The sequence below is a fragment of the Enterococcus raffinosus genome, from assembly GCF_018917525.1.
Classification (GTDB): domain Bacteria; phylum Bacillota; class Bacilli; order Lactobacillales; family Enterococcaceae; genus Enterococcus_A; species Enterococcus_A raffinosus_A.
Genome location: NZ_JAHLOS010000009.1, coordinates 110,380 through 119,326 on the forward strand (window position 1 = coordinate 110,380; position 8,947 = coordinate 119,326).

The 8,947-nt window shown below is 40.0% G+C and carries 7 protein-coding genes; all 7 read right to left on the reverse strand.

The genetic code is table 11. From position 1 onward, the window contains the following. Nucleotides 1-15 precede the first annotated feature (15 nt). Nucleotides 16-945: a nitronate monooxygenase gene (locus KQI58_RS08410; RefSeq protein WP_216408183.1), complete on the reverse strand. Its 930-nt coding sequence runs from the start codon at nt 943-945 to the stop codon at nt 16-18. A gap of 36 nt (nt 946-981) precedes the next feature. Beyond that, nucleotides 982-2,571, reverse strand: coding sequence for an HAL/PAL/TAL family ammonia-lyase (locus tag KQI58_RS08415; protein WP_216408185.1), 1,590 nt, complete (start codon nt 2,569-2,571; stop codon nt 982-984). Nucleotides 2,572-2,677: 106 nt separating this feature from the next. Then, nucleotides 2,678-3,934, reverse strand: a complete 1,257-nt coding sequence (locus KQI58_RS08420; RefSeq protein ID WP_216408187.1) for an L-lactate MFS transporter — start codon at nt 3,932-3,934, stop codon at nt 2,678-2,680. Beyond that, complete coding sequence (locus tag KQI58_RS08425) at nt 3,921-5,495, reverse strand: acyl CoA:acetate/3-ketoacid CoA transferase (protein WP_216408189.1); 1,575 nt, start codon at nt 5,493-5,495, stop codon at nt 3,921-3,923. The genes KQI58_RS08420 and KQI58_RS08425 overlap by 14 nt, the downstream gene beginning before the upstream one ends. A 211-nt stretch (nt 5,496-5,706) precedes the next feature. After that, nucleotides 5,707-7,056, reverse strand: coding sequence for a sigma-54 interaction domain-containing protein (locus KQI58_RS08430; RefSeq protein WP_216408192.1), 1,350 nt, complete (start codon nt 7,054-7,056; stop codon nt 5,707-5,709). A gap of 247 nt (nt 7,057-7,303) precedes the next feature. Beyond that, nucleotides 7,304-7,939, reverse strand: coding sequence for a DUF998 domain-containing protein (locus KQI58_RS08435; protein WP_216408194.1), 636 nt, complete (start codon nt 7,937-7,939; stop codon nt 7,304-7,306). Nucleotides 7,940-8,016: 77 nt separating this feature from the next. After that, the gene (locus KQI58_RS23140; protein WP_216408196.1) at nt 8,017-8,748 is read right to left on the reverse strand and encodes an AAA family ATPase; all 732 of its coding nucleotides are present in this window, start codon (nt 8,746-8,748) and stop codon (nt 8,017-8,019) included. Nucleotides 8,749-8,947 lie beyond the last annotated feature (199 nt).

Sequence of the window (8,947 nt, forward strand, 5' to 3'; positions counted from 1 at the left end):
GCCTTCAAAGTGGTTTTATCCTAAACTCAAATTTCTGATTGTTTGCTCTGTATCAGCTATAATGCCGGAAATTATTTGTTTAGCTGGTTTGATTTGGTTGATCAAACCAGATACTTGGCCTGCCATCACTGACCCATTTTCAATATCGCCGGCTGCTGCTTTTCGAGCAGAGCCCATCGTCAATTCTTCTAGTTGCTCTCTTGGCATATTTTCTTTTTCCCATTGAACATATTGATTGATCATTTTGTTCTTCAAGCTTCTAACTGGTGCGCCGCCGCTTCTGCCCGTTACGGCTGTGTCCATTTCTTCAGCATTGGCAACAAATTCTTTGACATTTTGAGGTATCGGACATTCTTCTGCTAGCATGAAGGCCGTTCCCATTTGAATGCCTTGAGCACCTAAAGCATAAGCTGCCGCCATTCCTTTACCGTTCGCAATTCCTCCAGCAGCAATAACTGGTATATCTACCGTCTCGACTACTTGCGGTAATAAGACCATAGTTGAAAGCTCGCCGATATGCCCGCCAGCTTCCGAACCTTCGGCGACTACCGCATCAACTCCTAAGTCTTCCATTTTCTTTGCAAGCTTCGCACTTGAGATCACTGGGATGACTTTTACTCCCGCCGCTTTAAAAGCTTCCATATATTTTTTGGGTGTTCCTGCCCCGGTCGTAACGATTTTCACACCTTCTTCGATGACCACCTTCACCATATCGGGAACATTCGGTGCCATCAGCATGATGTTTACTGCAAAGGGATTCTCTGTTAATTCTTTACACTTAATAATTTCTTCTCGCAACTGCTCTTCACTCATTCCACCTGCCGCAATGATTCCTAATCCGCCAGCGTTTGATACTGCTGCGGCTAATTGGTGTTTAGAAACTTGAGCCATTGCTCCTTGAAAAATCGGGTATTTAATGCCTAAGATCTCAGTAATTTTCTTCATTGATATTTTCCCTTCTTTGTAAAAAAATTCTTTGTACTAATACTGATAGCATTCTAAGAAGCCTTTTGATGCTTCCATATCGATCGTAAAAATACGATCTTCTTTAACAAAGCTTACGATTTTCCGATAAGCTTCATAAAAAGGCTTTGTCGCTTTTCCTAATGACAGAACAGACTCTGCCATCCTCATATCAATTGCCTGACTGGCATGCATCAATTCAACACCGTACAGATAATTGAGACTTTCATTGATTTCCAATAAGCGTTGGGCTGCTTGTAGCGCATTCGTCCCAGTATCTTCCACACCGCCAGCAACCGGCTGAACATTCAATGAGATTGGATTAGCTAATGTCATGATCTCACCATGCAAAGCAACGATGGGAACATGGATGGACCCAAAGCCATGACCTTTATTCTCAAGTACTGTCAGAAAGCGTGGTAACCCGGTAAATTCTGTTTCTTCCAAACGTAAACATCTTTGAATGACGTTATGGGAAATATGCCCCAAAGCTAAGCTAAGTCGTTGGACAGCCAATGCCACTGGTAGGGATTCAAAATTAGCTGACGGGAAAATTCCACCAGAAAATTCCTCCGTCTCAACAAAATATTGAGAAACTTGATCAAATTCTCTATATTCTATCCCTGCACCTTCAATCACACTAGGATTATCATCAGAACTATTGATTTGAATGGTGATCATTTCTTCTAAGTCAATTAGTGCTCGTTTTGCTTCTGATAATGTATAAACTGTTGTGCGATATGACAATGGGTCTTGCAGCGGTCTATTCTTATTCGATTCCCATAAATAGGAACCCACTAATACTTCCCGCATCGTTTCTGCTGTTTCCTGCAATAAAGGAAACGGACGAACACCGATTGGTTGAGGCAAGATCGGTGCAATATTTCCATTCAAACCTTCGAGGCTTAACCCAAAAACTAATGGGCTAACCGTAAGTGTTTGCTGAACTTTTCGAACTCCAGCCAGCGCGTATGCCGTTGAAATACTATTGGTCGATAAAATAGCTAACCCATCTTTACCAATTGGGGTTAATTTTTTTAAACCCGTCTTTTCTAAAGCTTGATCTCCGCTGATCGTTTCACCTTGATAATTAGCTTGCCATTCTCCCATCATTACGAGACCGACATGACTAGCCAGCATGATATCTGCTTCTCCCATACTACCGCGACTTGGGATTAGTGGCGAAATGCCTTGATTTAAAAACTCTTTATACAATTCAACTACCGCTGGTTGAACCGCCGCTTGGCCTTGAAGCAACGTATTCAAGCGAATAGCCATCGATAATCGGCTCAAATGATTTGGCATCATTGCTCCAATCCCTGCTGAATGGGATCGAAGCATGGATCGATTAAAGTTTTTTGAAGCTTCCATAACTGCTGGTGATAATTCTCCTGAAGCATCAAATATTTTCTGATCTTTATTCAGACCTACACCCACTGTCAACCCATAAACAGGAGTTCCAGAAACGGCTCCAGCCATCAATAAATCATAAGATTGCTCTACACGTTTCAGCGCTCCTTCAGAAATAGTCACCTTAACTTCTTCTTCTGCGATTAGCCAAGCGTCTTCTAATGTTAGACTTGAACCATCTAAAACAATTGTTTTCATTTTTACCCTCCACTTTTAGTAGCTTGATTAAAACTGACGGCCATACTTTGCTATTGATAGAATTTTATCAATTATTTTCTTAGCAGAACAACAACGTTCAATCATTTCAACTTCTCTTTTTCGCCAAATTTGCATTAATTTGTTTCAATGAGAATGCTAAGGCAAACCCAATCACTGCGACTACTACACCTATAACAAATGCAGAAGTGAAATCACCGCTATTTTTTTCCCCAGCAAAAGCAGTTAAGCGAGGAGCGATAAACGCGGCAACTGAGAATCCTAAGAAAACAAAACCATAGTTTACTCCTTGATTTTTGGAACCAAAATTTTCAATCGTTAGTGGCGACATCATTGCAGCCACACCGCCTTCACAAAGACCAAGCCCGATCAACCCTATTCCAAAACCAACAGTTGCTTTGATAAAAATCATGCTGAATAGCGACAAGGCAATAAATAAGAATAACAGCATAAAGGTGTTGATGCGCGTTAACTTGTCAGAAAGTGCTCCCCATAGAACTCGACCTAAACAGTTGCTCATTGCATATACACTGACAAAAGTCGCCGCAACCATTGGTGTTAGACCAAACATATTTTGGCCAATATCGGCAGCATTAGATGAAATGACTAATCCAGAAAAGCAACCAGTCGCATAGAGCATCGCCACTAGATAAAATCGAATGGTTTTGATCATGCCTTTCCAATCAAAATCTTCTGCCTCAATCGTTGCTCCTGGTGCTTCATTCGTAGTTTTGTCTGCTACTTCAGTAGTTTCAATGGGAGCATTTCTGATTAATGCTGAACAGATTAAAGAAATGACTAAGAAGATTGCTCCTAGTTGAATGAACGTTGTTCGAACACCGAATTGTTCAATTAGCCAACTGCCTAGCGGTGCAAAAATCATTGTTCCAGCTCCAATACCTGTAATAACAATTCCCGAACACAAACCACGTTTATCTGGGAAGAGCCGTTGGGAATTATTAACACACGCAATATAGCCCAAATTCAAACCAAACCCGCCTAATAACCCATAGGTTAAGTATAATTGCCATAACTGAGTAGATAACCCTGCCAATGCAAACGATGCTGCCAGCAATAATGAACTAAACAAAATTAACTCTCGTGATTTTCCTTTATCTGAGATTCGACCACCAATAATGATCGGCAATGGTGAAATTACTACTGCTATCGTGAAGGCTAAAGCTACATCTGGAACAGACCAACCATTTGCAGCGGCTAACGGGGATGAGAATACACTAAAAGCATAGATTCCGCCTTGACAAATGATTATTCCCACTGATGCAAATAGAACTACCCAACGATTAACTTTTGTAGCAACCTGTTCAATACCCTTAGTTCTTTCCATGATCTTCCTCCATAATTTCCGCTAACTTACCCCAATTATCCATAAATAACTCTTCTGGCATTTCCTTTAAATCCGCTGATACAACAACCTCAAAATCCATTTGATTCAAGATTTGTTCTTCTAACTCTATGCCCGGTGCGATTTCAATTAACACCAGCTTTCCATTTTCTAAAGAAAAGACCGCTCGCTCTGTAACAAATAGAACTTCCTGGCCTGTTTTCGCTGAATAGCTTCCGTTAAAGGTGATTTGATTGACCGCTTTAACAAATTTCTTGTGTTTTCCTTCTTGTATGATCGTTAAACGACCCTCGGCCACCTCAGTTTTTAGCCCTCCTGCGGTAAAAGTTCCAGCAAAGACTAATTTCTTAGCAGTTTGAGAAATATTGATGAACCCACCACAGCCGATTACTTGATTACCTAATTTACTGACATTTACATTTCCAAACTGGTCAACCTCAGCTAAACCTAAAACAGATAGATCCAATCCGCCGCCATCATAAAAATCAAACTGCTCATGGTGATCAATAATCATTTCGCTATTATATGCGTGTCCAAAATCCTTTAATCCGGCTGGGATTCCACCAATCGTCCCTGCTTCAGTCGTCAAAATGATTTGATCATCAATCTTTTCTTCAGCTGCAATCGTTGAAACATTTACAGGAATACCGACACCCAGATTCAAAACAGTTCCTTTTTTTAGTTCCATCGCCGCACGACGAGCAATCACTTTGCGATTATCCAATGTTAATTTCGGTACACTTTCGATCGGTAACTTCACATCACCGCTAAACGCTGGTTCAAACATTGTCGTTCCAGTTTGAAAGTGATTTTCCGGCTCTGACACAACCACATAGTCAACTAGAATTCCTGGTATCTTTACATCTTTAGGATGCAAGGTACCGTTTTTTACTACACGTTCGACTTGAACAATCACTTTTCCGCCGCTATTGTGAACCGCTTGGGCAATCGGTAAAACCTCCATGTGAAGACCTTCCTTCTCCAAGGTCACATTTCCATTTTCATCGGCTAGCGTTCCACGAATCAATCCGATTTGCAAAGGAAAACTGGGATAAAACATCCACTCTTCGTCAAGCAGATCAATGAGCTTCACCAATTCTTCGGTCGTTGCTTCGTTCATTTTCCCACCCTCTTGCCGCGGATCAATGTACGTTTCCAAACCAATTTTAGTAATCAAGCCTGGTCTTTTAGCAGCAATCTCCCGGTATAGTTGTGCCAGCACACCTTGCGGAAAATTGTAGGCTTCACAATCATTGTTTTGGATCATTTCGGATAGTTTCGGTGAAGAGGCTTTGACAATGCCGCCGATCCAGCGTTTCAACAAACCTTTATGAGAGAGATGCGACATTCCCTTATTTTGACGATCCCCCCAACAGCTTGAGTGTACGACCGTTAAATTCTGCGGACTTCCTGTTTTGACAAAGCGCTCTTCAAGTGCTAATGCTACTTCTTCGTTGGCACAGGCAAGTTCAAAGCCGCTGACTGCTAAGGAATCATTATCCTCAATTAATAAAGCTGCTGCTTCTTTGGTGATTATTTTCACTTTCGCTAACTCCTTTCATTCTATAATTCACAGCTAAAAATAATATGTCTTTAGCTGACCTACCCAAAAATAGTGAAATCAATCACATTAACTTTTGCTTTTCTATTAAGCAATCACCGTGCCAAAATAGCAAACCTTATAATTACGCATAAAGAGCAAAAAAATAGTGATCAAAGTGTAAAGATCAATTACACTTTAATCGCCATTTCTGTTATTCTGTCTCTTTTTTTTCCAATTCCAGTTCCCGCATCTTTTTATAAATAAACGGACGACTGACATTACTGCTCTCCGCCGTCTTGCTAATGTTCCAGTGGTTCCATTTCAAATTCTGTTGGAAGTAGATTTTTTCGACATGTTCGATAAAATCTGGATAATCATAAATCTTTGCCAATGCTTGTAATTCTTCACTTTCTCCATCTATTTCTTCAGTCGGATTATTCTGCAAGGCAATCGGTAATTCTGCGGTTACAACAACGTATTCAATATAATTTTTTAGTTCCCGCGCATTTCCTAACCATTGTGATGACATTAAGTGATGAAGATGCTGTTTTGACAACGTCACATGTGCATCGTATTTTTGATTAAATGAGTCTAAAAAATGGTTGGCCAAAGCCAAAATATCCTTTTTCCTTTTTCTTAGCGGAGGAATCGTAACAGGAATCGCATTGATTCGATAATACAAATCACGGCGAAATTTTCCCTGCTCGACCTGTTCAAGCATATTTTGATTAGATGCAGAAATCAACCGGAACGCTACAGGTATTTCATTTATTCCGCCAACTCGACGAACAGTCATAGTTTCTAAAACCCGTAAAAGTTTCGCTTGCAACTCCAAAGTCATTTCTGAAATTTCATCTAGGAAGAGGGTACCGCCATCCGCTGTCTCGATCAATCCTGGTTTGCTTCTTTCAGCGCCGGTAAAAGTCCCTTTTTCATAACCAAAAAACTCAGATTCAAAAAGACTTTCAGGAATCGCCGCACAATTGACCGCAATAAACTTGTTTTCAGCCACTTGGCTATGTCGATGAATGTAGTTAGCGATCACTTCCTTACCGACGCCAGATTCTCCTAAAAGTAAAATTCGGCTGTTATAAGAAGCAACCTGTTTGCACACACGGATGATCTTTTTCATTTCCTTGCTTTCTGCTATAACAGAAGTCGTTACCTCAACAGGTTCATCTATTTTGACAGACTGATTTTCATCACTGTTTGACAGCATTTCGAATTCTTCTTGTGTTAAGGGTTCAGATTTAGTAACCACTAAATGTAAGGTCCCATCAGGATAAAAAATGGGCGTTGACTTTGATTTAATATGATAACCTGCTTGAGTAGTCAGTGTTACCTCAGAATTTTCACCTGATTTCAAAGCTTTTATCGTTGCTGAAGCATCATAGATCTCACTAGCAACCAGATCATAAACATTTGAGTTTAATAGTTCATTTAAAGAAATTCCCAAAGTCATGGCAGTAAAATCATTAGCTAATAAAATATTTCCGTCTCCATCTGTCACAAATAAAGTGGTGATATCATCTGTCATCAATTTCGTTAGTGTCTGACTCATTGGCTTGGTCCTTTCTAATTATTTTTTATCATTTAATTTAGTTAATTTATGACCCTGAAAAATGTGATAAAAATCACATGTTTTAAAAGACAAGGGTAATATACCATGGTTTCATTACTCCGTCTATTCAAGATTTTATATCGTCAAAAGAATTAGCTGATTTTTTAACCAAATAAACGTAATATTTTGCTATTTTAGAAAAAAAGACGCTCAATCTCTTGAATGAGCGCATTACACCAAACCTATTTTACTTTTTCAGCTTGTTAAAAGAAAAGTACACAATCGGCAAATAATTAAATATAAAACTAATTCGCTGCCAAAGGCCTAATTGTCGAAAGACGGTAAATTGATTCAACTGAGGAATACGAGCCAAGCCATAGATTGCGGCAACCGCCAAGCTTAAAAGCAACAAAATCAAGTAGTGCTGACTCTCCGAACGATCGCCTCGCTTCTTATAAATCAAATATAGAAATAAAGGAAAAAGTAAAAAGCCCGCATAGCCGATTCCTGAACCGATATTATGCACCCAAGTCGAGAAATTCCACTGAGCTTCAACAGAATCAACACTAAACAATCCGGTAAAAATGCAATCCCCGATACCATACAACCCGATCGCTGCGGTGGCTAAACTAGCTAGTACCTTCGAAGTTTCTTTCAAAGCTGCATAGATTGCTGGCAACGATAGCGTATAAAAACTGCCAGCAACTACTGACCAAATCAAGAACGCACTTCGAACTGGGCTATCTATATCTCCAAACAGGCTGATCACAGCAGTCAATTGATTCAGCTTCGGGTAAAAAATCCCCAAAACGTAAGGTGTCAAAAAATCAGCAATTACAGCGATGAGTAAAAAATGAAAGCCATATTTTTTTAAGTAAAACAAATTTCCCATCTCCTCAATTTCTAGCTAGAATTATTCTAACACTGGAGTTCTGAACTAGAAAAAGGAAACCCTCTGAATCAATCTAGTAAATAATGCAGCATTCGCTGATGATCGTCATAAAAAAGCTTCGTTTCTTTATAAGCCAGCGTTTCTTCTAACGGTAGTTGTTCCAGTCCGTCCTCTGAGAACTGATAAATCGTTGCAGCGGGATAGGCCATCAGGATCGGAGAATGGGTGGCGATAATCAGTTGACTGCCTGTCTCAACTAAGCGATGAATTTCCCGCAGCAACGTATATTGACGACTCGTCGCAAGCCCTGCTTCCGGCTCATCTAACAGATAAAAGCCTTCTTTACCGAAACGATTTTCAATGATCGACAACAGTCCTTCTCCATGAGAGCGGGTGTGTAGAGACTTTCCACTATAGGAGGCAAAGGCAACTTCGCCGTCGTCTTCGGCCATGTATTCTAATTCAGAGGCAACATTATAATAGGTCTCTGAACGCAGGAAGAACTTTGTCTTAGGAAGATTCCCCTTTCTGACTAAACGCACCGACTCATGTAATTCAGAGTGACTCTCGACTGTTTGAAAATTAAAGTTCTGACTACCGCCCTCCGGATTAATCCCATAGGCAACCGCGATTGCTTCTAGAATTGTGGATTTCCCCGTTCCATTGTCTCCAGATAGAAAAGTAACTGGTTGATCAAAGCTTAGACTCCCTTTACGAAAAATTTCTTGAACCGCAAAAACATCAAAAGGATAAGCGATCTTTTTAGGAAAATTAGTTAATTTGAGTTCATGAACAAACACTCATCTGCCTCCCGTAAATTTGACTTATACTCCTTCCCATCATACCTTAATTGTTCGGCAAAAAGGCTGCTAATCTTTACTAAGAAAACCTCAGGAGAAAACCGCTCCTGAGGACTTTTTGTTTAGATGAATCATTTTATTGTCGATCACTGATTCTAAATTCGTATCCAAGTACGTTCTTATAATATTCTGGATACAT